Origin of the sequence: Thiocystis violacea (assembly GCF_016583565.1) — a bacterium.
GTDB lineage: Bacteria > Pseudomonadota > Gammaproteobacteria > Chromatiales > Chromatiaceae > Thiorhodococcus > Thiorhodococcus violaceus_A.
The window spans coordinates 18,572-39,021 of record NZ_NRRF01000016.1 but is presented as its reverse complement, the minus strand read 5'-3'; the positions used below and the strand labels follow the sequence as shown (position 1 = coordinate 39,021).

The 20,450-nt window shown below is 63.1% G+C and carries 21 protein-coding genes and 1 riboswitch; of the genes, 14 read left to right on the top strand and 7 right to left on the bottom strand.

What is annotated here, in order from left to right; genetic code table 11:
- Positions 1 to 112: 112 nt before the first annotated feature.
- The gene (gene thiC, locus CKO23_RS09125; protein WP_200330245.1) at positions 113 to 2,005 is read right to left on the bottom strand and encodes a phosphomethylpyrimidine synthase ThiC; all 1,893 of its coding nucleotides are present in this window, start codon (positions 2,003 to 2,005) and stop codon (positions 113 to 115) included.
- A gap of 165 nt (positions 2,006 to 2,170) precedes the next feature.
- A riboswitch (TPP riboswitch) is annotated at positions 2,171 to 2,339 on the bottom strand.
- A 140-nt stretch (positions 2,340 to 2,479) separates the two neighbouring features.
- On the opposite strand from thiC, the gene CKO23_RS09120 reads away from it, so the two are divergent.
- Positions 2,480 to 4,558: a bifunctional diguanylate cyclase/phosphodiesterase gene (locus tag CKO23_RS09120; protein WP_242482321.1), complete on the top strand. Its 2,079-nt coding sequence runs from the start codon at positions 2,480 to 2,482 to the stop codon at positions 4,556 to 4,558.
- Entirely contained in the window at positions 4,548 to 5,183 is a 636-nt protein-coding gene (locus CKO23_RS09115; RefSeq protein WP_242482320.1) for a hypothetical protein, read from the top strand. Before CKO23_RS09120 ends, CKO23_RS09115 begins: the two co-directional genes overlap by 11 nt.
- A gap of 45 nt (positions 5,184 to 5,228) precedes the next feature.
- Here the strand turns inward: CKO23_RS09115 and CKO23_RS09110 are convergent, their stop codons facing one another.
- Together CKO23_RS09110 and phaE are read right to left on the bottom strand one after the other, a co-directional pair.
- On the bottom strand, positions 5,229 to 6,296 hold the full coding sequence (locus CKO23_RS09110; protein WP_200330241.1) for a class III poly(R)-hydroxyalkanoic acid synthase subunit PhaC: 1,068 nt from the start codon (positions 6,294 to 6,296) through the stop codon (positions 5,229 to 5,231).
- Between the two features lie 63 nt (positions 6,297 to 6,359).
- Entirely contained in the window at positions 6,360 to 7,454 is a 1,095-nt protein-coding gene (phaE, locus tag CKO23_RS09105) for a class III poly(R)-hydroxyalkanoic acid synthase subunit PhaE (protein ID WP_200330239.1), read from the bottom strand.
- Positions 7,455 to 7,591: 137 nt separating this feature from the next.
- Between phaE and CKO23_RS09100 the strand changes: the two genes are divergently transcribed.
- The 10 genes from CKO23_RS09100 to CKO23_RS09055 all read left to right on the top strand — a co-directional run bounded on the left by CKO23_RS09100 (position 7,592) and on the right by CKO23_RS09055 (position 16,233).
- Positions 7,592 to 8,776, top strand: a complete 1,185-nt coding sequence (locus CKO23_RS09100; RefSeq protein WP_200330237.1) for an acetyl-CoA C-acetyltransferase — start codon at positions 7,592 to 7,594, stop codon at positions 8,774 to 8,776.
- A 133-nt stretch (positions 8,777 to 8,909) separates the two neighbouring features.
- Entirely contained in the window at positions 8,910 to 9,386 is a 477-nt protein-coding gene (gene phaR / locus CKO23_RS09095; RefSeq protein WP_200330235.1) for a polyhydroxyalkanoate synthesis repressor PhaR, read from the top strand.
- A 120-nt stretch (positions 9,387 to 9,506) separates the two neighbouring features.
- Complete coding sequence (locus tag CKO23_RS09090; protein ID WP_200330233.1) at positions 9,507 to 9,872, top strand: phasin family protein; 366 nt, start codon at positions 9,507 to 9,509, stop codon at positions 9,870 to 9,872.
- Between the two features lie 168 nt (positions 9,873 to 10,040).
- Positions 10,041 to 10,781 (top strand): acetoacetyl-CoA reductase, encoded by a 741-nt coding sequence (phbB, locus tag CKO23_RS09085; protein ID WP_200330231.1) that lies wholly within the window; start codon positions 10,041 to 10,043, stop codon positions 10,779 to 10,781.
- A gap of 416 nt (positions 10,782 to 11,197) precedes the next feature.
- A complete protein-coding gene (locus CKO23_RS09080; RefSeq protein ID WP_200330229.1) occupies positions 11,198 to 11,950 on the top strand; it encodes a Nif3-like dinuclear metal center hexameric protein in 753 nt (250 codons plus the stop codon).
- Between the two features lie 204 nt (positions 11,951 to 12,154).
- A complete protein-coding gene (petA, locus tag CKO23_RS09075) occupies positions 12,155 to 12,748 on the top strand; it encodes a ubiquinol-cytochrome c reductase iron-sulfur subunit (RefSeq protein WP_200330227.1) in 594 nt (197 codons plus the stop codon).
- On the top strand, positions 12,748 to 13,992 hold the full coding sequence (locus tag CKO23_RS09070) for a cytochrome b (RefSeq protein WP_200330225.1): 1,245 nt from the start codon (positions 12,748 to 12,750) through the stop codon (positions 13,990 to 13,992). The genes petA and CKO23_RS09070 overlap by 1 nt, the downstream gene beginning before the upstream one ends.
- Positions 13,989 to 14,720 (top strand): cytochrome c1, encoded by a 732-nt coding sequence (locus tag CKO23_RS09065; RefSeq protein WP_200330223.1) that lies wholly within the window; start codon positions 13,989 to 13,991, stop codon positions 14,718 to 14,720. Before CKO23_RS09070 ends, CKO23_RS09065 begins: the two co-directional genes overlap by 4 nt.
- 386 nt (positions 14,721 to 15,106) lie before the next feature.
- Positions 15,107 to 15,742 carry a glutathione S-transferase N-terminal domain-containing protein gene (locus CKO23_RS09060; protein WP_200330222.1) on the top strand — a complete coding sequence of 212 codons (636 nt, stop codon included), beginning with the start codon at positions 15,107 to 15,109 and terminating at the stop codon, positions 15,740 to 15,742.
- The gene (locus CKO23_RS09055) at positions 15,742 to 16,233 is read left to right on the top strand and encodes a ClpXP protease specificity-enhancing factor (protein ID WP_200330220.1); all 492 of its coding nucleotides are present in this window, start codon (positions 15,742 to 15,744) and stop codon (positions 16,231 to 16,233) included. Before CKO23_RS09060 ends, CKO23_RS09055 begins: the two co-directional genes overlap by 1 nt.
- A gap of 24 nt (positions 16,234 to 16,257) precedes the next feature.
- Here CKO23_RS09055 and CKO23_RS09050 read toward each other — a convergent pair whose 3' ends face one another.
- A complete protein-coding gene (locus CKO23_RS09050) occupies positions 16,258 to 16,572 on the bottom strand; it encodes a DUF3301 domain-containing protein (RefSeq protein ID WP_200330218.1) in 315 nt (104 codons plus the stop codon).
- A gap of 48 nt (positions 16,573 to 16,620) precedes the next feature.
- Here CKO23_RS09050 and CKO23_RS09045 point away from each other — a divergent pair, with 48 nt between their 5' ends.
- On the top strand, positions 16,621 to 16,911 hold the full coding sequence (locus tag CKO23_RS09045; RefSeq protein ID WP_200330216.1) for a hypothetical protein: 291 nt from the start codon (positions 16,621 to 16,623) through the stop codon (positions 16,909 to 16,911).
- 28 nt (positions 16,912 to 16,939) lie between these two features.
- On the opposite strand, the gene CKO23_RS09040 is transcribed toward CKO23_RS09045, so the two are convergent.
- Positions 16,940 to 17,386: a hypothetical protein gene (locus CKO23_RS09040; protein WP_242482319.1), complete on the bottom strand. Its 447-nt coding sequence runs from the start codon at positions 17,384 to 17,386 to the stop codon at positions 16,940 to 16,942.
- 170 nt (positions 17,387 to 17,556) lie between these two features.
- Between CKO23_RS09040 and CKO23_RS09035 the strand changes: the two genes are divergently transcribed.
- Complete coding sequence (locus tag CKO23_RS09035; protein ID WP_200330214.1) at positions 17,557 to 18,768, top strand: TraB/GumN family protein; 1,212 nt, start codon at positions 17,557 to 17,559, stop codon at positions 18,766 to 18,768.
- On the opposite strand, the gene CKO23_RS09030 is transcribed toward CKO23_RS09035, so the two are convergent.
- A complete protein-coding gene (locus tag CKO23_RS09030) occupies positions 18,747 to 19,322 on the bottom strand; it encodes a YqiA/YcfP family alpha/beta fold hydrolase (protein ID WP_200330212.1) in 576 nt (191 codons plus the stop codon). The genes CKO23_RS09035 and CKO23_RS09030 overlap by 22 nt on opposite strands.
- Before the next feature lie 17 nt (positions 19,323 to 19,339).
- Entirely contained in the window at positions 19,340 to 20,287 is a 948-nt protein-coding gene (locus CKO23_RS09025; RefSeq protein ID WP_200330211.1) for a hypothetical protein, read from the bottom strand.
- Between the last annotated feature and the right edge of the window lie 163 nt (positions 20,288 to 20,450).

Genomic DNA, 20,450 nt, shown 5'->3' with positions numbered 1-20,450 from the left:
GCGCCGGGGCGGCGCTCCCACGCGGTTGCCTGGTGGCGAAGCTGTGCTTCGCGAGTCCGGTGGCGACCGGTCGGATCCGTCAGGCGCCGAGCCGACAGCCCGCCTCAAGCGATCAGACGGCCTTGTAAATGGCCGCCCCTTCGTCTCTGAACTCCCGTGCCTTCTCCTTCATGCCTTCCTCGACGGCGACCTCGATGTCTGCGATGCGGTTCGCCTCGGCATAGTCGCGCACGTCCTGGGTGATCTTCATGGAGCAGAAGTGCGGGCCGCACATGGAGCAGAAGTGGGCGACCTTGTGCGAGGCGTGCGGCATGGTCTGGTCGTGGTACTCGCGGGCGCGATCGGGGTCGAGCGAGAGGTTGAACTGGTCTTCCCAGCGGAACTCGAAGCGGGCCTTGGAGAGGGCGTTGTCGCGGATCTGCGCGCCTGGAAGCCCCTTGGCGAGGTCGGCGGCGTGGGCGGCGATCTTGTAGGTGACGATGCCGTCGCGTACGTCCTGCTTGTCGGGGAGCCCCAGGTGCTCCTTGGGCGTCACGTAGCAGAGCATGGCGGTGCCGTACCAGCCGATGTTGGCGGCGCCGATGCCCGAGGTGATGTGGTCGTAGGCCGGCGCGATGTCGGTGACCAGGGGGCCAAGCGTGTAGAAGGGGGCTTCGTCGCAGTCGGCCAGCTCCTTGGTCACGTTCTCCTGGATCATCTGCATGGGCACGTGGCCGGGGCCTTCGATCATGACCTGGACGTCATGCTCCCAGGCGAACCGGGTCAGCTCGCCCAGGGTCTCGAGCTCGGCGAACTGTGCGCGGTCGTTGGCGTCGGCCAGCGAGCCGGGGCGCAGGCCATCACCCAAGCTGAAGGCGACGTCGTAGGCCTTCATGATCTCGCAGATCTCGGCGAAGTGGGTGTAGAGGAAGTTCTCCTGATGGTGGGCTAGGCACCACTTGGCGAGGATGGAACCGCCGCGCGAGACGATGCCGGTCAGTCGGTCCGCGGTCAGCGGCACATAGCGCAGCAACACGCCGGCGTGGATGGTGAAGTAGTCGACGCCTTGTTCGGCCTGCTCGATGAGGGTGTCGCGCATCAGCTCCCAGGTGAGTTCCTCGGGCTTGCCGTCGACCTTCTCCAGCGCCTGATAGATGGGCACCGTGCCGATGGGCATGGGGGCGTTGCGCAGGATCCACTCGCGGGTCTCGTGGATGTTCTTGCCGGTGGAGAGGTCCATCAGGGTGTCGCCGCCCCAGCGTGCGGACCAGACCATTTTCTCGACCTCTTCCTCGATCGAGGAGGTGAGGGCGGAGTTGCCGATGTTGGTGTTGATCTTCACCCGGAAGTTGCGCCCGATGATCATGGGTTCGAGCTCGGGGTGGTTGATGTTGGCCGGAATGATGGCGCGCCCGCGGGCGATCTCCTCACGCACGAATTCCGCGGTGATGGTCTCCGGCATGCCGGAGGCGAAATCCTGACCGGGATGCTGGCGCAGGAGCTTGGCGTAGCGCGGATCGGCACGCAGCGCATCGAGCCGCATGTTCTCGCGGATGGCGACGTATTCCATCTCGGGCGTGACGATCCCTCTGCGCGCATAGTGCATCTGGGTGACGTTGCAGCCCGCCTTGGCGCGGCGCGGGGTGCGGAGGTGCTCGAAACGCAGGTGGGCAAGGCTGGGATCCGCCTGGCGTCTGCGCCCAAAGGCCGAGCTCGGACCGCTGAGCAGCTCGGTGTCGCCGCGCTCCTCGATCCAGGTCTCCCGGACCGGCGCCAGTCCGCTCAGTAGGTCGATGCGTGCGTCGGGGTCCGTGTAGGGTCCGGAGGTGTCATAGATCATGATCGGCGGGTTTTCCTCGGCCTCCAGGTTGGTCTGGGTCGGCGTCAGGGTCACCTCGCGCATGGGGACGCGCAGATCGGGTCGCGAACCGGTCACGTAGATCTTGCGTGAGCTCGGGAAGGGCTGTGTCACCTCCTCTGAGAGCTCGGCGGTCTTGAGGACGAATTCGTGTGGGATGGCGCTCATCGGTGCTCCTGGAGGCTGTTGCGGGGCGCTGCACGCGCCTGATGGACTCAGCTTGGATACGGCTGCGGGGCGCCTCGATGGCCTGGCGGGCGCGGGCGGATGGGGGCAGGTGGGACGACGGCGAATGCCGCGGGCTTTCCGACGAGCGGTTGCGCGACGGCATGGCCTCTGTCTTGCCTGCTTTCCTGCGCCAGCATGATCCGGATCAGGTTCGAAGGGTCTTTTCTCAGCCCGAGACGCGAAACTCTCGGCAGGGATAGCGGCTGGACGTCTGAGCGCCCAGCGCCGAAAATCCAAGCCGAGCGGGTCGTCACGGACACCCCCAGCAGTATGGCTAGGCTCGAAGCTAGCGAAAGGACGCGGCGATTTCAATAGAAAACCCGGCGTGACAGAATTACGAGACCGGAGCGGGCGTTTCACAACGACCGCGCGCGACGTTCCGAACCAGACCAGGCTTAACAGGACATGGAACCTATGAGCAATGCAGCAACGGGCAGTCGCGTCCTTTATCTCGGATCAGATCAGGGGTTGATGAGGGATCTGACGGCGCTCGTTGAGCCGAAATCCGTCCAGCTCGTTCAACTCGGCAGTGCGTCCGCGCTCGCTCAGGAGCTGCGCCGCCTGGCGCCAGAGGTCGTCATCCTCGATGCGGCGGCGGTCTCGGTGGAGGGCGGGCTCGCGGCGTTCCTGGGTACGCTGTACGGTGGCGAGGCGTTCCATCCGCGTGCGATCTGCATCGCGCGCGCAGGCAGCGGCGAAGACCGCATGGAGCAACGGCTTGCCGCCCTGCGCGCCGGGGCCGCCAGCTATCTGGTCCCGCCCATTTCCGTGAAGCGATTGGCGAGCCGCGTCCTCAGGATGTGTGGCATCGTCGAGACGGTGCGCTACCGTATCCTGATTCTTGAGCAGGATGCGTCGCACGCGAAGAAGATCGCCTCGCTGCTCGCGACGATCGGGATGGAGACCTTGGTGGTCGATGACCCCATGAAGATCCTGGCGCGTATGCAGGCCTTCCGCCCGAACCTGGTGCTGATGGATCTCTATTTGCCCGGGGCGACGGGGTCGGAGCTGACCACGATCATTCGCGATCACGACGACTTCTACGGGATTCCGATCCTCTTCCTGTCCCAGGAAGCCGACCTCGACAAGCAGCTGGCGGCGCTCAAGGCGGGCGGCGACGGTTTCATCAAGAAGCCGGTGAGCCGGGAGGCGCTCATCGCCGCCGTCGAATACCGCATGCGCATGTCGCGCTGGCTGCAGGACCGCCGCACCCTGGTCAATCGGCGCGAGACGGCCGGCGGCTTCCTTCCGCGCGACGTCTTCATGCGCCACCTCGAGCAGATCACGCGTGCCCGCGAGGCTCAGGGCGGTGTTCATGGGCTGGTGATCATCGACGTCGACGGCTCGCAGGGCATCCTGAACGCCTTGGGTTTGACGGCGACCGAGAAGTTGCTGCGTGAGCTGGAGTCGCTGCTCAGCAAGACGATGACACCCGAGGAGAGCGCGACCCGCATGGACGATTTCCGCTACGGTCTGCTGGCCAAGCGGGAGACCCTGTCCAAGCTCGAGGCGCTCGCCAGCACCCTCTGTCAACAGCTCTCCGGCCTCAAGCCGCAGGACAGAGACATCAAGTTGGAGGTCAGCGTCAGCGTCGGCGTCGGTCTCTTCGACCCGCCGGCCGACGACGCCTTCGCCATGGTGTCGCGCGCGGAAAAGGCCGCCGCGGGCGCCAAATCGGCGGGCGGAAACCAGGCGCACGTCTGGTCTGCGGCCAGCCGGCAGAATGGTGCCCCGGAAGCGGAGTCGGTCATCAAGCGTCTGGTGAGCACCGCGTTGGCGCAAGACGGCTTTCTGCTGTTCTTCCAGCCGATCCTCTCGCTCAATCAGCAGGAGGACGAGCTCTACGAGGCGCAGATTCGCATGAAGACGCTGGATGGCGAGCAGATGCCACCCGCGGAATTCCTGTCCGTCGCCGAGCGCGCCGAGATGATGCCAAGGATCGACCGCTGGGTGCTCAGGCGCGCCTTCGAGGTCATGCATGCCGAACGCGTCGCGCATCCACGTTTGCGCCTCCTGGTCCACCAGAACGTCATGACGCTGGCGGCGCCCGAGTGGTTCCCCTGGTTCAGGGACCAGATCATCAAACGCAATCTGACGCAGATCTACCCCGTGCTCGAGCTGCAGATGGCCGATGTCCGACAGAACCGCGCCGAGGCAAAGGTGTTCATCGAGCGTCTGCGCAAATACGGGATCCAGGTCTGTGTCGCCAATGTCACCGGCATCCGGGAAGAGATCTCCTTGCTTGCGCGCATCGGCGCGACCCTCGCGAAACTTGCCTTCCAGACGATTCGCAACGCGGATCGGATCCAGCTGACCGAGATCGTTCAGGCCCTGCAGGCGAGGGGTGTGGCGGTCATCGCGGCCGGGATCGACGACCAGGCCACGGTGTCGCGTGTCTGGACCTGCCGCCCGGACTTCATACAAGGCAACTATCTGCAGCTGCCTCAGCCCGAGCTGAGCTTCGATTTCCAGCACATGTCCCATGACGGCTGAGCCCCCGTTGCTGCCGAAGGTGTCCGCGACCTCGGGCGGGCTGGATCTCGCCCGCCGCGTCGCTCCCAATCACACGGGCCGGCTGGTGCTCACCACGCTCGATCCTCATGCCAGCCCCCAAAGGGTGCTGCTGGTCGAGATGCTGGCGGAAAAGGGGTTCATCGGTGAGCGTCTGGCGCAGGGGGAGGTAGCAGCCTACGCCATTGGGCCAGGCTTTCTCAGCTTGCTGACCTTTGCCGGATGCGCGGTCAGGATTCGCTCGGAGCCGGATGCGGGGGCGCCCTTTTGCCATATCCAGGTTCCGCCGGTGCGAGAGCATCCCTACCTGCTCGCGGGCCGCAACACCCGTGCGCCACGCTGCGTCGGTTGCCGTGCGCGCTTACTTGATTGGCGCGAGCGTCGGGCTCACTGGGCCTCGCATCCGCACGCGGGGGTGACCTGTCCGACGTGCCGCGAGACTCGGCCGCCGTGGCTGTGGGACTGGAAGCAACAGGGCGGCTTCGGCCGCCTCTTCATTCAGATCGAAGAGATCTTTCCGGACGAAGCCACGCCGACCCCCGCGCTCTTCGATCTGCTGATCCGAGCGACTGGGACCGGGTGGCGTCATTTCTACATCCAGGACTAGCGTTCCAGCGGCCAGCCGCCATCAAGCTGGCCGCTGGCCGCTAGATCACGACCGCTCGTTCAGCCACTTGCCGATCGCCGGCGTGACTTCTTTCTGGGCCTTGCCGCTGACGTAGATGCCGATGTGGCCGCCGGGGAACGCCAGCTCCGTATAGTCCTTGCTGCCGACCAGGGGCTTGAGGGCCTTGGAGGCGTCCGGTGGCACCAGGTGGTCCTGCAGGGCGTAGATGTTCAGCACCGGGCAGTCGACGTTCTTGAGGTCGATCTCTTTTCCGCCAAGCTTGACGCCGCCGTTGATGAAGCCGTTCTTCTGGTAGAAGTCCTTGGTGAACTGGCGGAAGGTTTCGCCTGCCTGGTCAGGGCTGTCGAAGATCCACTTTTCCATGCGCAGGAAGTTCTTGACCTTGTCCGGGTCGTCCAGCATGTCAACCATGTTGACGTACTTCTGGCCGGTGAGGCTGAAGGGTTTGAGCGAGAGGAAGGTCCAGTTCAGCAACTCGCCGGGGATGTTGCCCATGGTGTCCACGGCCAAGTCGATGTCGACGTTCTGCACCCAGGCCGACAGCAGATTGCCCGGGGTCTTGAAGTCCACGGGGGTGACCATGGTGACCAGGTTCTTGACCTTGTCCGGGTGCAGGGAGGCATACATGAGGCTGAAGGCGCCGCCCTGGCAGATGCCGAGGATGTTCACCTGGTCGACTTCATGGGTCTCGCAAAGATAGTCGACGCAGCTGTCGATGTAGCCGTTGATGTAGTCGTCCAGCGTGAGGGCGCTATCGGCCTGGTCCGGATAGCCCCAGTCGATCAGATAGACATCCTGGCCGGTTGCGAGCAGGCCCTTGATGGTGGAGCGGTCTTCCTGGATGTCGGTCATATAGGGCCGGTTCACCAGGGCGTAGACGATCAGGAGCGGCGTCTTCTGGGGGGTGACGCCGGCCGGGGTGTCGTAGCGGTAGAGGACGAGCTTGTCCTCGCTGTAGACGGCCTCCTTGGGGCTGACTCCGGTGTCGATGGCGTCCGCATTGAGCAGGTTCTCCATGCCCTGTCCCAGTTTGCTGGTGTAGTCGAGCATTTCCTGCGCGAGCTTGTCCGGGCGAATGTCGATGGGAAGCATGTTCTCTATCCTCGCAGTAGTCTTTTCGTGGCGCTGCACATGGTTTTAGGCGTCGGAAGGCGCTCAGTCATCCGCGGTGCCGCCGGTCGGCTTGGCGGCGGTCTTGCGCCTGGTGGTCGCGCGTGTCGCCGGCTTCTCGGTCGCTTTGGTGGCGGGTGCCGGTGCCTTGAGTGCGGTCGTTGGGGTCTTGCCGCTCAGTGCGGCGACCTGCTTTTCCAGCGCATGGAGGGCGCGGTGGAGTTGTTTGTTGTCGCGGCGCGTCTCTTGGAGTCGGTCCTGCAAGGTGCGCAGCTCGCTGCGGGTGGGCATGTTCATGGCGCCGAGGTTTTCGTCCACCATGATGGCCATGCGCCGTTTCAGCGCCATCTGCGCGTTGACCAGGCGCCCGTGGATCTGGGCGTACTCCGGGGTCGCGACCTCGGCGGCGTAGACGGTCTCGCAGCAGCTGATCCAGTTGTCATAGAGGGTGCGTGCCGAGTCGATGCTCTTGCCGCTGTCGATCACGCCTTGAATGAAGTCGCCCATGCGCTCGACCGACTTCATGCCCAGCTGGCTGTAGAAGCCGGTGTACTCCTGCAAGGCCGCCTGATAGTCCATGGCGGTGCGCGTCAGCTCCTGGTACTGGCTCTGCTCCTCGCGCGTGTAGCCCAGGCCAGGGGCGGAGAGGGCGCGGTCGAACCGGTCCTTGAGCTGCTCGTGCGGCATGTTGCGCAGCATGTCGCCCGGCATGGGGGACATGGAGGACATCATGCGCTGCCAGTTGTCGATCGGCAGTTCCCAGAAGGACATCATGCGTTGCATGCTGTTGCCGCCGTCGTCGAGCGAGCCGCTGAACTGCTTCTGCATGTCCTCGAGGGCCTTGGTCCACCAGGTGAGACCATTGGTGGCGGTCGTATCCTCGGGTGTGTTGGCGAAGGTCTCCGCCATGCGGAAGAAGTTCTTGCCCTGCTCCATCATCTTTTCCATGAAGGTCTTGGAGAAGTCGGGCGTGGCCGGTGACATGGCCTTCCACCAATGGTCGAGCGCGCCCTCCCAGGGCGTGGTCAGCGTCTGCTGGTTCTCGAGCCCCATCGCCTTGCGGCCCATCTCGGACCAGCTGTCCCAGTACTTGCGTTGAAGTTCCAGCCAGTCGTTGTTGAAAAAGCTATCGTTGCTCATGCATTTGCCTCCTCGGGATGATATTTGGCAAAAGTTAGCACGCGGATTTGTGCACTGCAACAAAGGTGCGTAGAATCCGCACACAACAAGCCCTGTGCAAAGGGCGATTCCATCGTCTAAGAGAGGACATCCACACCATGAGCGACACTATCGTTATCGTCGATGCGGGTCGGACCGCGATCGGAACCTTCGGCGGCGCACTCTCGGCCCTCCAGGCGACCGATATCGGCACGACCGTGCTCAAGGCCCTGATCGAGCGGACCGGAATCGCCCCCGAGCAGGTCAGCGAAGTTATTCTGGGGCAGGTGCTGACCGCGGGCTGCGGTCAGAATCCGGCGCGTCAGACCACCTTGATGGCGGGGCTGCCGCACACGGTCCCGGCGATGACCATCAACAAGGTCTGCGGCAGTGGGCTCAAGGCGGTCCATCTGGCCATGCAGGCGGTTGCCTGTGGCGATGCGGAGATCGTGATCGCCGGTGGTCAAGAGAGCATGAGTCAGTCGTCGCACGTCCTGCCGCGCTCGCGCGAGGGGCAGCGCATGGGCGACTGGCCGATGAAGGACACCATGATCGTCGACGGCCTCTGGGATGCCTTCAATCAGTGCCACATGGGTGTCACGGCGGAGAACATCGCGAAGAAGTACGCCTTCACCCGCGAGGCGCAGGATGCGTTCGCCGCGGCGTCCCAGCAGAAGGCGGAGGCCGCCATCCAATCCGGACGCTTTGCCGACGAGATCATCCCGGTGAGCATCCCGCAGCGCAAGGGCGATCCCCTGGTGTTCGACACCGACGAGTTTCCGCGTCCGGGCACCACGGCCGAAACGCTCGGCAGGCTGCGCCCCGCCTTCGACAAGCAAGGCACTGTGACCGCCGGCAACGCCTCCGGGATCAACGACGGCGCGGCCATGGTCGTGGTGATGAAGGAATCCAAGGCCAAGGAACTGGGTTTGACGCCCATGGCGCGCCTGGTCGCGTTCTCGAGCGCGGGCGTGGATCCGGCCATCATGGGCACCGGACCTATCCCGGCTTCGACCGATTGTCTGAAGAAGGCCGGCTGGGCCCCGGCTGATCTGGACCTTGTCGAGGCCAATGAGGCCTTTGCCGCTCAGGCGATGTCCGTCAATCAGGAGATGGGCTGGGATCTCAGCAAGGTAAACGTCAATGGCGGAGCTATCGCCATCGGCCACCCGATCGGTGCCTCTGGTGCGCGTGTGCTGGTCACCCTCCTCTATGAGATGCAGAAGCGCGATGCGAAGAAGGGTCTCGCAACCCTCTGCATCGGCGGCGGCCAGGGCGTGGCGTTGGCGGTCGAGCGTCTCTGAGGCCCTCGGGCGAGGCGCGGAGCCCGCCCGGATCCTTGGGTCAGGTCGCGCCTCGCCGAGCGAAGTCGGCGAGGCGCGGCGGCGAGTGTCGGGTACACTGGCCGGACGACAACGTCGGTAGCTCAGGTGCTGAATGAACAGCGACCGCATCATCAAGAAATACCCCAATCGCCGCCTCTATGACACAGAGGTGAGCCGTTACATCACCCTCGCGGACGTCCGCAACCTCGTGATGGATTGCACCAGCTTCAAGGTCGTCGACACGGCCAATGAAAGCGATATCACCCGCTCCATCCTGCTCCAGATCATGCTTGAAGAGGAAACCGGTGGAGAGCCGCTCTTCAGTGCCTCGATGCTCGCCCAAATCATTCGCTTCTACGGCGGAACCCTGCAAGGGATGTTCGCTCGCTATCTGGAGTCCTCGCTCGATCTCTTCGCCAAGCAGCAGCAGGATATGACCAAGACGCTTGGCGACAACCCCTTCGAGGCCATGACGCGGATGACGCAAAAGAACGTTGAGATCTGGGCGGATATGCAGGAGGAATTCATGCGTGCCGCCGGCTTTCAGCTCGGGGGCGAGCGCAAGAAGCAGGACAAGGGGCCCGTCTGAGCGCTGCTGGTTTTCCCAATAGTGAAGATTGAGAAAATGACTGTTGACCCGGGTGGCGCGGATGTTTATTGTGCAATGCAACATTGCTGCACTGCACAACAAACCTTCGGAGACGACACCATGAACAACACAGATAGCATGAAGGCCATCAACGACCTGACCAGCAAGAACGTCGAGCGTATGACCAGCCTGGGCGAGCTGAACGTCCGCATCTTCGAGAAGATGGCTGCGCGTCAGATGGACGCCATGACCCTGTACATGGATCACGCCATGCGCGTCATGAAGATTGCCACCGAGTCCAAGGGCTACAACGAGCTGTTCAAGGGCCAGGTCGATGCGACCAAGGATCTGAGCGAGCGCGTCATGGCGGAGAGCAAGTCCACCATGCAGATCGCCAGCGAAGCCCGTGACGACTACCGCGCCTGGTTCGAAAAGAACCTGAACGAAGTCAACGCTGACCTGCGCAAGAACGTCGCGACGGCCTGATCGGTAATCAACTGCCCGGCGGTCCAGGGAGGGACTGCCATTCGTCATGGCTCTGTCGTTGACGGACGTCATGACAAATGGGGGGCAAGGCTTCACAGGTTCCTCAGTTTGGTTGTAAGGTCCGCTTGCAAAACAAGATCAACGAATCTCTCAGTTTGGAGGAGTCCTATGGCACGCATTGCTCTCGTCACTGGTGGTATCGGCGGTATCGGTACTGCAATCTGCACCCGTCTCGCGAAGGATGGCTGCAGCGTCGTGGCGAACCATCACCCCACTGAGGCCGCCGCCGCGGAAGAGTGGAAGAAGGCGCGTGCCGCCGAAGGTTATGAGATCGCGACCATCGCCGCCGACGTGTCTTCGTTCGAGGACAGCGCGCGCATGATCAAGGAGATCACCGACCAATTCGGCCCGGTCGACATCTTGGTCAACTGCGCCGGCATCACGCGCGACAAGACCTTCAAGAAGATGGAATCGGCCCAATGGGAGGCCGTCATCAACGTCAACCTGAACAGTGTCTTCAACGTGACGCGGCAGGTCTGGGAAGGCATGCTCGAGCGCGGCTACGGGCGGATCATCAACATCTCCTCCGTCAATGGGCAGCGTGGCCAGTTCGGCCAGGCGAACTACTCCGCCGCCAAGGCGGGTATGCACGGCTTCACCATGGCGCTGGCGCAAGAGGGCGCCTCCAAGGGTGTTACCGTCAACACCATCTCGCCTGGCTATGTCGAGACTGCCATGACCCTGGCGATGGATGATACGGTTCGCAACAGCATTATCGGCGGCATCCCGATGCGCCGGATGGCTCGGCCCGATGAGATCGCGGCAGCCATTGCCTTCCTTGCGAGCGATGAGGCCGGCTACATGACCGGGGCCAACCTTCCGGTCAATGGCGGTTTGTTCATGCACTGATTTCGAGCGATGCGTCCTGGAGGCTGAATAACGGCCCCTCGCGCGTCCAAAAGTTTCTACCGAGTCCTCCTCGTCTCTCTCATCATGAGACGTTTCCAGCCCGGCTCCCCGCCGGGCTTTTTTTTGCGCTCGACATCATGCGCTTGCGTCGTCGCTCGGCGTGCGTTCCTCGGTGATGGCATGCCTCTGGCCGCCTTGGCCGCCGCGCCGTTGTCGGCGGCTACTGGCCCGAGGCTGGCGGCGGGCAAGACCGCGTTCGTGAGCGATATTGGACCCGTTTTGCGCATTTGACTAAGCTGCGGCGTTTTCCATTCGAAGGTGATCGCCGTCCTGTCGTCCATCCGCGTAGAGCGGGTTGGGGTCGATGGTTGGCCTGGTTTTCTGTTTGACCTCAACTCAGCGGAGGCAGTTGGAGCATGATCGAGCCCCGTGCACTGATCGAGTATTGCGATCGTTTTCTCGATGCCTCGAGCTTCAGCGACTATGCGCCGAACGGCCTCCAGGTCGAAGGCGACAGGCCCATCCGCCGCCTCGTCTCCGGCGTCACCGCGAGTGCTGCCCTCATCGAGGCCGCGATCGGCGTGCAGGCCGATGCCATCCTGGTTCACCACGGCTGGTTCTGGAAGGGCGAGAATCCTTGTCTTGTCGGGATCAAGGGTCAGCGCGCAAAGACAATTCTCAGGGCGGGCGTGAGCCTGATTGCCTATCATCTCCCGCTGGACGCGCATCCCGAGGTCGGCAATAACGCAACCCTGGGCGCCCGTCTCGGGTTCCTGGGTGCGGAACCATCTGCGCTTGGCAAGGGTCTTCTGTGGGTCGGTCGTCTCCCGGCCCCCGCATCCGCTGAGCAGTTTGCGCAGCAGGTCGCGCATCGGCTCGGGCGCCCCCCCGTGTTGGTCGGGCATCCGCTCCCGCGTATCGAGCGGGTGGCCTGGTGCACCGGTGGCGGGCAGGGGTACATCCAGCAGGCGGCCGAGTTAGGGGTCGATGCCTTCCTGAGTGGCGAGCTTTCCGAGCAGACCACCCATGAGGCGCGAGAGCTTGGTCTCTGTTATCTGGCTGCCGGTCATCACGCGACAGAACGCTATGGCGTTCAGGCGCTTGGCAATCATCTTGCCGCTGCCTTCGGGGTCCGGCACGAGTTCATTGAGATCGACAATCCGGCGTGACGAGGGTGGTGGCGCAGTTGCTAAACCTACTGTTTTTCGGCTTTTTCCTTGACCTCTCTCGTTCGTATCGAAGAGAATGCGCGGTCGATTTTATAGTCAATCGTCATATTCTTAAATTTTCCACTTGAATGTTTCATCCAAGCTGCGTGGGGTGCTTGCCTGGAAGGCCTGGCAGTGCTCGCAACAGCCGGGGGATATTGGCCTATGAGCGCGCAAGGCGTGAACAAAATGAGGCGACGAGTGCTCGTTGCCGCGACCAGCGTGGTCGGTGCCATTGGTGCCGGATACACCCTCGTCCCGTTCGTTGCATCCATGAACCCGAGCGCTCGCGCTCGAGCCGCAGGTGCGCCGGTCGAGGCGGACGTCAGTAAACTGGAGCCAGGCGCCCTGCTGCGCGTCAAATGGCGCGGGAAGCCCATCTGGGTCGTGTATCGCACGCCCGAGATGCTCGAGGCGCTGTCGAGCAATGATCCAAGACTGGTCGATCCCAGTTCGACCGTCGCTCAGCAGCCTGAGTATTGCCAGAACCCCACGCGTTCGATCAAGCCGGAGTATCTGGTGGCCATCGGCATCTGCACCCACCTCGGGTGCTCGCCGACGTACCGGCCAGAGTTCGCTCCCGAGGATCTCGGCGAGCAGTGGAAGGGCGGCTTCTTCTGTCCCTGCCATGGATCGAAGTTCGATCTCGCGGCTCGGGTGTTCAAAGGTGTCCCGGCGCCCACCAATCTGGTGATCCCGAAGCACACCTACCTTAACGACACCACCATTCTGGTCGGTGAAGATCGAGGAGCGGCCTGATGAGTGCTGAAAAGACCGAAAACCTCAATTGGATCGACAAGCGATTTCCGCTGACGGAGACCTGGCGCGCCCATCTCTCCGAGTATTACGCACCGAAGAACCTGAATTTCTGGTCCTTCTTTGGCTCCTTGGCGATTCTCACGCTGGTCCTGCAGATCCTCACCGGGATTTGGCTGGCGATGAACTATAAGCCGGACGCCACGCTGGCTTTCGCCTCCGTCGAGTACATCATGCGTGATGTCGACTGGGGTTGGCTGATCCGCTACATGCATTCCACGGGTGCGTCGGCCTTCTTCATCGTCATCTACATGCACATGTTCCGCGCCTTGCTGTGGGGCTCCTACCGCAAGCCACGCGAGTTGTTGTGGATCATCGGTGTGGTCATCTACCTCGTCATGATGGCGACCGCCTTCTTCGGCTATCTGCTTCCCTGGGGCCAGATGTCCTACTGGGGCGCGCAGGTCATCGTCAACCTCTTCGCGGCCGTCCCTGGCGTGGGTGAGGATCTGTCGGTCTGGGTGCGTGGTGACTACGTCATCTCGGACGCGACGCTGAACCGCTTCTTCGCCTTCCACTTCCTGCTGCCCTTCCTCCTCGTCGGGCTGGTCTTCGTCCACATCGTGGCTTTGCACCATGTCGGCTCGAACAACCCGGACGGCATCGAGATCAAGCAGGGGCCAAAGGGCAATCGCTGGAGCGATAAGGCTCCCGCCGATGGCATTCCCTTCCACCCCTACTACACGGTCAAGGATCTCATGGGGGTCGTGGTCTTCCTGGCGCTCTTCAGTGCCGTGATGTTCTTCATGCCCACCTTCGGCGGTATCTTCCTGGAGGCGCCCAACTTCCAGCCCGCCAACCCCATGCAGACGCCTGCGCACATCGCACCGGTCTGGTATTTCACGCCCTTCTACGCCATGTTGCGTGCCGTCCCGCCGATGTGGGATTCGCAGTTCCCGGGCGTCGTCGTCATGTTCGCAGCGATCCTGATCCTCTTCGTGCTGCCCTGGCTCGATCGCAGTCCTGTGAAGTCCATGCGTTATAAGGGGCCGATCTTCAAGTGGGCGACCGGAATCTTCGCCGTTTCCTTCGTGGTTCTGGCGTGGCTCGGCATGCAGCCGGCGTCCGATCTCTCCACGCTCCTCTCACGCATCTTCACGGGGCTTTACTTCGCCTACTTCCTGCTGATGCCGATCTATAGCGCCTTGGACAAGACCAAGCCCGTTCCGGAGAGGGTGACCTCATGAGAAAGCTGATCCTTGCCACCCTTCTGCTCCTGGCGCCGGTCGCGCTGCTGGCTTCCGAGACGGCGCACCTGGAGCACGCGGATATCGATCTGCGGGATCAGGCGTCCCTGCAGCGCGGCGCCAAGTATTACGTCAACTACTGCATGGGCTGCCATTCGCTCCAGTACATGCGCTACAACCGCATGGCGGCGGATCTCGGTATCGACGAGGTCAGCCTGCGGCAGAACCTGCTCTTCGGTGATGCCAAGCCAGGCGATCTGATGACGAACGCCATGCGCGCGGATGATGCCCTGAAGTGGTTCGGCACCGCCGTGCCTGACCTCACGCTGGTGACGCGCTGGCGCTCTCCGGATTGGGTCTACACCTATCTGAAGAGCTTCTACCAGGACGACACCCGTCCTTACGGCGTGAACAACGTGGTCTTCCCGCTGGTCGGAATGCCCCACGTGCTGGGCGATCTCCAGGGTAAGCAAGAGGCCGAGATGGAGCCGCCGGAGGAGCCAGGTGCGACGCCGGAGATCGAGGGTGTCAAACTGGTCGAACAGGGGTCGCTCTCTCCCAAGGAGTACGACACCATGGTGCGCGACATCACGGCCTTCCTGACCTACGCGGGCGAGCCCTTCAAGCTCCAGCGGGAGCGCTTGGGTATGTACGTCCTGCTGTTCCTGGGCGTGCTCTTCATCTTTGCCTACCTGCTCAAGAAAGAGTTCTGGAAAGACGTCCATTGATCGGACACCGATCGCCCCCTCGGGGGCGATCGTCCCACCTTGACGGCCCTGATTGGCTCCGGCGGTCCGGGTCGTGTTTTGAGATCCCGCGCGCTCAGCGACCGCGATCGGCATGCAGTCGCGTCTTTCCCATGGCGCGATGGTTGCCGTTCAGATAAAAACGCCCGTGAAGGCGTCCGTCAGCGCGTATACTTGACAGCTCAATAAGTGGCGTGCACGGCCCCCCCGGTCCCTTGGGCGGGGCAGAGCGAGCACCGGTACCTCGAACGAGATCCAATTAGGGTCGAGGACACCGCGGACACTCGGATGTCGGCTTGGATCGAGTCGGCCTGATTTCTTTGTAAAGAGCCCTGCCGGGCTCCGCCTTAGCGCTGGAGAAGGGAAAAATGGCAGAGGCCGCAAGCAGACGAGCACTGATGACCCTATTTTCCGATCCCGTTTGCCCCTATTGCCATCGCGTCAGGATGGTGCTCGCGGAGAAGGGTATCGCCGTGGACGTGGTCGACGTCGATGCCGACGCGCTCCCCGATGAGGTCATGGATTTCAATCCCTATGGGACTGTTCCGACTTTCGTCGACCGGGATCTGCGCCTCTACGAATCGCGCATCATCATGGAATATCTCGACGAGCGCTTTCCGCATCCGCCCCTGCTGCCCGTCGACCCGGTCTCGCGTGCGAGCGCGCGGCTGTTCATGTACCGGGTCGACCGCGATTGGTACACGCTCATGGGGCGCATCCTCAAGGGTGAGGGCAAGGAGGTCGAGCAAGCCCGCAAGGAGCTGCGCGAGAGCCTGACGGTGACCGCGCCGGTCTTCTCGGCGCATCCGTTCTTCATGAGCGAGGAGTTCTCCCTGGTCGACTGCTGTGTCGCACCTCTGCTGTGGCGTTTGCCCGTGCTGGGTGTGGAGCTGCCGTCGCAGGCGGACGCGATCCGCGTCTACATGAAGCGTATTTTCACTTGGGATGCCTTCCGCCAAAGCCTGACCGAGGCAGAGAAGGAGATGATCGCGGACGCTGCCTGATGATCGACGACGCCGACAGCATGACCTCCAGCAAGCCCTATCTGATCCGGGCGATCTACGACTGGATTCTGGACAACCAGATGACACCGCACTTGGTCGTGGACGCGGCGTTTCCGGGGGCGCTGGTGCCCATGGAGTTCGTCGACGACGGGCGGATCGTGCTCAATATCTCGCCGAGTGCGGTCAAGGGCTTGGTCATCGGTAACGATTGGATCCAGTTCAACGCGCGTTTCAGCGGCTCGGCGCGGGAGGTCATGGTCCCGAGCGAGGCCGCGATCGGCATTTTCACGCGCGAGAACGGGCAGGGCATGGTGTTTCCCGAGCCGCGCTACCCTGACGTGGAACCTGCCGGCGTGGATGCCGCGCCAGCCCCCAGGCTCAAGCCGATTGCCGACGCCTCCGGCGAGGCCGGCGGCGGCCCGAGCCCGACAGCGCCACGCGATAAGGGCAAGGGCAAGGGGCGAGGTCCAACTCTCAAGGTCGTGAAGTAGTCGCCCTCTCATTGGGCCTTTGATTCAGGCGTCACGCGTTTGTGTGGGCAGACCGAAGCTCAACTCCTCCAGATTCAATCCGCGCATCACGACGTAGCCGTTGCGTCGCCCGGTGCCCTCCTCGCTGAAGTCGAACCGATAGACCCGTCGAATGCGCATTCCTTCGGTGCGCCAGGACAGGCCCAGGCGGCGCAGAGCCACGGCCTGATCGAGGAATTGAAGGCTGCGTTGCTTGCACGCCGCCTGGCAGATGGCCGTTGCGATCTCGCGTGCGCGCAGGCTGTCCAGCCAAAACCAGCTCAAGACGAGAATCAGAAAGATGGCAAGCAGATTGTCCATGGGGCTCCTGTCGGATCCGACGCACGCGGGCGATGGCTGAGGTTTCGGATGCCTCGCGTCGCACCGCTCTTCTGTTTGGTTTTGGCGCTGACCGCTTGCGACCGATCGGTCCAGCAGGCGCCAGAGGTGACGTCTGATGTCGATCTCGTCGTGGTGGATGCCATGGATGGGGATCCGTTCGCGGCCGAACTCAGGCGCGTCAAGGATCTCTTGGCGGACGGCCAGGTCGGGGAGGCGGGGCACGCCTGGCATGCCCTGCGGGCGACCCGCGCCAACCTGACGCCCGATCGCCAGCTCGAGCTCGACCGGCTTGGCGCGCTCTTCGCGGGTATGCCTTGAGGTCAAGCGATGGTGCGTCTGGTGCTGTCTACTCGAATTTGGGTAGACCCGACTCCAGCCACCACTTTTTCTCCGCTTCATCGTAGCGCCAGAGCTGGCGATCCGTCAGTGTCTTGACGACCTGTCTGTCCTGATGGAGGTACTCGATCTTCACGATCTGGAGCGCCGTGTTGGAGTCCTCTTTCATCACGGGCGCTTGCACGACGTCGTAGCCCGTTAGTCTGATGTCCTCCAGCGCCTCTGGCATGTCCTTGTCCTGACGCTTTGCGGGATCGACAAAGCCGAAGGCATTCTCGAAGTAGCCCCATCTGAGCGCGGATTGGTAGGCATTGGTTGCGTTCTGCAGGGTGACGGCCATCTTGTCCTTCTTGACCGGGCTGCAGCCGGCGATAGCGGCCAGTGCCACGAGCGCCATGAGCCTCCCAGTGCGCCCGGGCAGCGGTCGTGACTTGGGGCCGTCGAGCGATGAATCCATGGTCTTGTCCTTGCCGTCAGGGATGAATGGGCTGCAGATGATAAGGCACCTGGACGCCTGCCCCAAGGCGGGTACGCCGCCTGGCATTTCTGCGATGACAGGCGGGAAACCCGTCCGGCCCTGAGGTATGATGCCGCTCTTTTGTCCACTCTGGCCAGTGACGATAGCCCATGGTCGAGCCGCTAGAACCCCAAGTTGACATGGTCCTGGACGCGGGCGTCGAGGTCACGCTCCTTGGCACCGCACATGTCTCCCGCGCGAGTGCCGAGCAGGTCCGCAAGCTGATCCAGACCGGCGAGTATGACGCCGTCGCCGTCGAGCTGTGCCGTAGCCGCTTCAGTGCGCTGATGGACCCGAAGTCGCTCTCGCAGCTAGACCTCTTCTCCGTCATCCGACAGAACCGCGTCTACATGGTGGTCGCGAATCTGGCCCTGTCCGCCTACCAGCAGCGCCTGGCCGATCAGTTCGGCATCGAGCCAGGTGCCGAGCAGCGTGCCGCCCTGCGTCTGGCCAAGGAGCGTGATCTGCCGATCATGTTGATCGACCGGGAGATCGGCATCACCCTCAAGAGGATCTCGGCGAATCTCGGCTGGTGGAAGCGTTATGGGCTCTTCGCTGGCTTGCTCGCGGCCATGGTGAACTCTGATGAGGTGACGGAAGACGAGATCGAGCGCCTCAAGGAAGGAGATGTGCTGGAGACCACCTTTGCCGAGTTCGCCGCCGACCGCCGGGATCTCTATATCCCCTTGATCGAGGAGCGTGACCACTACATGGCGGCCAAGCTTCGGCGCGAAGCCGCGCGTCTCGGTGTTCGGCGCGTCTTGGTCGTGATCGGTGTCGGGCACCTTAAAGGCATGGTCCAGGATTTGGAGCGCGACGGGAGGGATCCCGCCGCTGTCATCGCGGCTCTCGAGGAGATCCCGCCGCCGAGCAAGTGGCCGAAGATCCTGGGTTGGGGCCTGCTCGGCCTCATTTTGGCCGGTTTCGGTTATGGGTTCGCCATGGGACCCGAGATCGGGCTGGATCTGCTGACCGCTTGGATCCTCATTACCGGTGGTCTCTCGGCTATTGGGACGCTGCTCGCTGGCGGACACCCGCTCACGGTGGTTTCGGCCTTCATTGCCGCACCGCTCACGACCCTGAATCCCACCATCGGGGCCGGCATGGTGACGGGTGCGGTCGAACTCTACCTGCGTAAGCCGAGCGTCGGCGATTTCAGCCGGTTGCGGGCCGATGTCGCGACCTTGAGGGGATGGTGGCGCAATCGGGTGTCCAGGGTGTTCGTCGTCTTCCTGCTCAGCAGTTTGGGCGCCGGGATTGGCACCTATGTGGCGGGCTACCGCATCGTCGCAACGCTCTTTCACTCGCCTGGCGGCGCTTGAGCCACAGCGTTCCCGTCGCGCCCGCTCTGCTCCTCGCGCTGCAGATGGGTGCGGATGATCGCGATCGCCTCCTCCATCTGCTGGAAGGCGTGGTCGCCCCCCTCCCAGATGAAGAGGCGCCCGCACCGGGCGTAGCGTCGCTCGGCGATGCGGTAGTCGATCACCTCGTCACCGGTATTCAGGAAGACCGTCGTCGGGATCCCGTCGCAGGGATTCTCGATGCCGTAAGCGCGGGTCTGCTCAAGGATCGAGGGCGCTAGACCGACCGATGTCAGGGTCCAGGGCGTCAGGGCTGGATTGATCATGAACAGATGCGATAGTGCGAAGCGTCGCGCCAGGTATTGGCCGTAAAAGCCGCCCATCGAGCTGCCAACGACGGCGGGCCGCGCCGCGCCCAATCCCGCGAAGAAGGCACTCAACTGCTCGACGGCCGCATCGGGGCTGTGTGCCGGATAATCGATGGCGCGCACCTCGAAGGGTGCCAGGCGTCGCTTGAGGCGTTGGCCCTTGATGGACTGGCTCGAGCTATGGAGTCCGTGGAGATAGACGAGCATCTGGGCGCGGCTCCGGCTTAGGTGGAAGACGTCTGCGAGGGGCCGCCGAGGGCGGTCAGCTTGGGCTCGATGTAGGCCCGACGGAATTGTTGGCAGCGATCGATGAACTCCCGCATGCTCTTTGGCATGGGGACGCGCGCGCGCACGATGAAGCTCACCAGGTCCGTGCCCTCGCGCAGCAGACGTGTCCCCTCGACCGCCTCGCGGATATCGCAGGCATCGTGCGTGCTGGGGAGGATGGGCTCTAGGTTGCAGAGCCGCTCGCTCGCGACCACGTACGCCGGCCAGACGTCGAAGACCGCCGGGTCGGTTCTGAGGATCTCGCACTTGCGCTTGGCCGTCTCCGCGAGCTCGTCGATGCGGGGTGCTATGTCCAGGATTTGGCGGCTGTCGGCGAAGGTGTCTTTCATCACCCCGGCGATGCGGTCGATGTCGTGCATGGTCATGGCGATCTTCAGGTAGCGGCTGGAGTAGAAGACCTCGATCGGCATCGAGAACGCCTTGAAGGGCTCGCCCCAGAGTTCGTCGATGCCCTCGTCCCCGCCGCGGTGTCGTACCATCTTGCCGAGCTCGAGTGCCTCGATGAGGCAGTGCCCGCACTCGCGCATCAGGGTGTGGTCCGAGCCGATCTCGACGCCCGCCGTTTGTAGATCGACCAGACTGTGGAAGATGTCGGCCGCGCGGTTGAACAGTGCCCCGGCCAGCATGGCGCCGTTGACCCGCTTGCGCTCCGTATCGGTCTCGGCCTCATAGGCCTCGCGGGCTTCCTTCAAGCGCGCGCCGGGGATGTTGATGCCGTGTTCGACATGATTGAACAGGCGCCGCGTCAACGCCTGAATCAGCTGGCGCCGGGCTTCGAAACTGTCCGGCGGAGCCTCGTAATACTTGATCCAGTATCCGTCATAATAGACGCGTGTGTGTCCATCGACGAGAGCTTTGGTGCCATTGACGGGGGGCTGGTACATGCTTGGCATCAATGCGCTGGGCGATCGGTGTGGGTGAGTGTAAGTGCCTGGTGCCGCTGTATTGGAGTCCCTGTCTGGCCGATGCGCTTGCGGGTCGAATCGCAATTTCGACTGGGGCCTGCGTTCAGAGAAAGGCTAGACTATGTTCAATCGTTCCAACGTC

What these genes read in the sequence shown, in the direction of transcription:
- CKO23_RS09120 (WP_242482321.1), top strand. Translation starts at nt 2,480, where the DNA reads ATGAGCAATGCAGCAACGGGCAGTCGCGTCCTTTATCTCGGATCAGAT.
- CKO23_RS09060 (WP_200330222.1), top strand. Translation starts at nt 15,107, where the DNA reads ATGGCAGAGGCCGCAAGCAGACGAGCACTGATGACCCTATTTTCCGAT.
- CKO23_RS09090 (WP_200330233.1), top strand. Translation starts at nt 9,507, where the DNA reads ATGAACAACACAGATAGCATGAAGGCCATCAACGACCTGACCAGCAAG.
- CKO23_RS09035 (WP_200330214.1), top strand. Translation starts at nt 17,557, where the DNA reads ATGGTCGAGCCGCTAGAACCCCAAGTTGACATGGTCCTGGACGCGGGC.
- CKO23_RS09045 (WP_200330216.1), top strand. Translation starts at nt 16,621, where the DNA reads ATGCCTCGCGTCGCACCGCTCTTCTGTTTGGTTTTGGCGCTGACCGCT.
- CKO23_RS09100 (WP_200330237.1), top strand. Translation starts at nt 7,592, where the DNA reads ATGAGCGACACTATCGTTATCGTCGATGCGGGTCGGACCGCGATCGGA.
- petA (WP_200330227.1), top strand. Translation starts at nt 12,155, where the DNA reads ATGAGCGCGCAAGGCGTGAACAAAATGAGGCGACGAGTGCTCGTTGCC.
- CKO23_RS09070 (WP_200330225.1), top strand. Translation starts at nt 12,748, where the DNA reads ATGAGTGCTGAAAAGACCGAAAACCTCAATTGGATCGACAAGCGATTT.
- CKO23_RS09115 (WP_242482320.1), top strand. Translation starts at nt 4,548, where the DNA reads ATGACGGCTGAGCCCCCGTTGCTGCCGAAGGTGTCCGCGACCTCGGGC.
- CKO23_RS09040 (WP_242482319.1), bottom strand. Translation starts at nt 17,386, where the DNA reads ATGGATTCATCGCTCGACGGCCCCAAGTCACGACCGCTGCCCGGGCGC.
- thiC (WP_200330245.1), bottom strand. Translation starts at nt 2,005, where the DNA reads ATGAGCGCCATCCCACACGAATTCGTCCTCAAGACCGCCGAGCTCTCA.
- phaE (WP_200330239.1), bottom strand. Translation starts at nt 7,454, where the DNA reads ATGAGCAACGATAGCTTTTTCAACAACGACTGGCTGGAACTTCAACGC.
- CKO23_RS09050 (WP_200330218.1), bottom strand. Translation starts at nt 16,572, where the DNA reads ATGGACAATCTGCTTGCCATCTTTCTGATTCTCGTCTTGAGCTGGTTT.
- phaR (WP_200330235.1), top strand. Translation starts at nt 8,910, where the DNA reads ATGAACAGCGACCGCATCATCAAGAAATACCCCAATCGCCGCCTCTAT.
- CKO23_RS09110 (WP_200330241.1), bottom strand. Translation starts at nt 6,296, where the DNA reads ATGCTTCCCATCGACATTCGCCCGGACAAGCTCGCGCAGGAAATGCTC.
- CKO23_RS09030 (WP_200330212.1), bottom strand. Translation starts at nt 19,322, where the DNA reads ATGCTCGTCTATCTCCACGGACTCCATAGCTCGAGCCAGTCCATCAAG.
- phbB (WP_200330231.1), top strand. Translation starts at nt 10,041, where the DNA reads ATGGCACGCATTGCTCTCGTCACTGGTGGTATCGGCGGTATCGGTACT.
- CKO23_RS09025 (WP_200330211.1), bottom strand. Translation starts at nt 20,287, where the DNA reads ATGTACCAGCCCCCCGTCAATGGCACCAAAGCTCTCGTCGATGGACAC.
- CKO23_RS09065 (WP_200330223.1), top strand. Translation starts at nt 13,989, where the DNA reads ATGAGAAAGCTGATCCTTGCCACCCTTCTGCTCCTGGCGCCGGTCGCG.
- CKO23_RS09080 (WP_200330229.1), top strand. Translation starts at nt 11,198, where the DNA reads ATGATCGAGCCCCGTGCACTGATCGAGTATTGCGATCGTTTTCTCGAT.
- CKO23_RS09055 (WP_200330220.1), top strand. Translation starts at nt 15,742, where the DNA reads ATGATCGACGACGCCGACAGCATGACCTCCAGCAAGCCCTATCTGATC.